The organism is uncultured Arenimonas sp. (genome assembly GCF_963976025.1).
GTDB lineage: Bacteria > Pseudomonadota > Gammaproteobacteria > Xanthomonadales > Xanthomonadaceae > Arenimonas.
The window spans coordinates 1-1,985 of sequence record NZ_CAXBJS010000276.1 but is presented as its reverse complement, the minus strand read 5'-3'; the positions used below and the strand labels follow the sequence as shown (position 1 = coordinate 1,985).

Annotated in this window: 3 protein-coding genes; all 3 read right to left on the bottom strand. The window is 69.4% G+C overall.

Features of this window, described 5'->3' with window-relative positions:
- Positions 1-134: 134 nt before the first annotated feature.
- Positions 135-419 carry a hypothetical protein gene (locus tag AACZ35_RS14030; RefSeq protein WP_339830357.1) on the bottom strand — a complete coding sequence of 95 codons (285 nt, stop codon included), beginning with the start codon at positions 417-419 and terminating at the stop codon, positions 135-137.
- On the bottom strand, positions 412-1,002 hold the full coding sequence (locus tag AACZ35_RS14025; RefSeq protein ID WP_339830354.1) for a sigma-70 family RNA polymerase sigma factor: 591 nt from the start codon (positions 1,000-1,002) through the stop codon (positions 412-414). The genes AACZ35_RS14030 and AACZ35_RS14025 overlap by 8 nt, the downstream gene beginning before the upstream one ends.
- 100 nt (positions 1,003-1,102) lie before the next feature.
- Positions 1,103-1,985, bottom strand: an 883-nt coding sequence (locus tag AACZ35_RS14020) for a phosphoenolpyruvate carboxykinase (GTP) (protein WP_339830351.1), incomplete at its 5' end; no start/stop codon positions are given.

Below are 1,985 nucleotides of genomic sequence, written 5' to 3'. Positions count from 1 at the left end.
CGGGCGCTTGCCTTCAAGCCGAAGATATTGTTGCTTGATCGTGCGACGGAAAATCTCGACAGCCTGGACGTGCGCACGATCTCGGAGGTGTTGGAGCGGCTCAAGGGCCGGGTCACCATCGTCTTCGCCTCGACTCAGGCGGGGCTGCGCACCATGGCCGACCGTGAGATTGACCTCGAGAGCCTGAAGCCGGCGCCGGAAATCGGCGCGGCCGGCGACGAAGCCGGCCCCAGCACCACGGCCAGGCCCACGGCCAGGCACAGGCAGGCGGCCAGGGCGAACCCGGCCAGCCAGGGCCGGCGCCGTTTGGCGGCGGCCGGTGGCTGCAGGCGGGCGGTGATGCCCGGCCACAGGTCGCGGGTCGGTTCGATTTCCCGGGGCAGCTGGCGCAGCTGCCAGCGAAGTTCGTGATCAGTCATGGTGTCCTCCCAGGCGCGTGCGCAGCAGCTGGCGCGCGCGATGCAATTGGGCCTTGGAACTGCCGACCGCCATGCCCAGCTCGGCGCCGATTTCTTCGTGTTTCCAGCCTTCGACGTCGTGCAGCACCAGCACCGCGCGCGCACGCGGCGGCAGGGTCGCGACGGCGCGTTCGAGGTCCAGGCCCAGCGCCGTGCGCTGGCCGGCGCTGTCGGGGGTGCCTTGCCATTCCAGCGCGGAGTCGTCGGTCTCCCGGTCCTCACCGCCGCGGCGGCTGCGCAGCTCCATCAGCGCGGTGTTCACCGCCAGCCGGTGCAGCCAGGTGCCGAAGGCACTTTCGAAACGAAAGCCCGGCAGCGCCTGCCAGGCCTTCACGAAAGCTTCCTGCAGCAGGTCCTCGGCGCGCGACTCGTGGCCGCACAGCCGGCGCAGCAGCGCGAAGACCCGGCGATGGTGCCGGCGGTAAAGCTGCTCGAAGGCCAGCACGTCCCCGCTGCCGGCGGCGCGGACCAGGGCATGGTCCTGGTCGCGGTCGGGCACGCAGGCAGCGTCGGTGGCTTCAATGGTCACGGCGTGGCTGAGCATACCCACTGGGATGCCGCCCAGCGCCGCGGGGTTTAAGGCGCCGCAAAAAAACAGGGCCGGCATCCGGCCGGCCCTGCTTCGTGCCAGCGGCCGGCCCGTGTCAGGCCAGGAGCGCGGCGATCTTGGCGCGTTCGGCCTTCAGGGCTGCCGGGGTGCGGTCGCCGTATTCGTCCAGGTACTCGGCGATCGATTCCATTTCCGCCTTCCAGCCGGCGCGGTCGATGGACAGCAACTCTTCCAGCTTCGCCGCGTCGAGCTCCAGGCCGTCGGTGTTGATGTCCGAGGGCAGCGGCAGGTTGCCGACCGGCGTTTCCACGGCATGGGCCTGGCCGGTGACGCGCTTGAGCATCCACTCGAGCACGCGCATGTTGTCGCCGAAGCCGGGCCACATGAACTTGCCGTCGGCGTCCTTGCGGAACCAGTTGACCTGGAAGATCTTCGGCAGCTTCGCGCCCTCCTTGTCGAAGGACAGCCAGTGCGCGAAGTAGTCGCCGAAGTTGTAGCCGGCGAAGGGTTTCATGGCCATCGAATCGCGGCGCACCACGCCGACCGCGCCGGTGGCCGCGGCGGTGGTTTCCGAAGCCATCGAGGCGCCGACCAGCACGCCGTGGGTCCAGTCGCGGGCCTCGAGCACCAGCGGCACCAGCGACGCGCGACGGCCGCCGAACACGATGGCGCTGATCGGCACGCCCTGCGGCGCTTCGGCCTGGTCGGTGTAGCTCGGGCACTGCTTCGCGCTGACGGTGAAACGTGCGTTCGGATGCGCCGCCGGCGACACCGACTTGTCGTAGGGGCGGCCCTGCCAGTCTTTCGCCGGCGCGCCGGTGGTCATGCCTTCCCACCAGGGCTGGTTGTCGGCGGTGACGCCGACGTTGGTGAAGATTGCATCGCGGTTGAGCATCGCCATGGCGTTGGCATTGGTCTTTTCGCTGGTGCCCGGCGCCACGCCGAAATAACCCGCCTCGGGGTTGATCGCGTACAGG

Excerpts from the sequence above, each read along its gene's own strand:
- AACZ35_RS14025 (WP_339830354.1), bottom strand. The coding sequence starts at position 1,002 with ATGCTCAGCCACGCCGTGACCATTGAAGCCACCGACGCTGCCTGCGTG.
- AACZ35_RS14030 (WP_339830357.1), bottom strand. The coding sequence starts at position 419 with ATGACTGATCACGAACTTCGCTGGCAGCTGCGCCAGCTGCCCCGGGAA.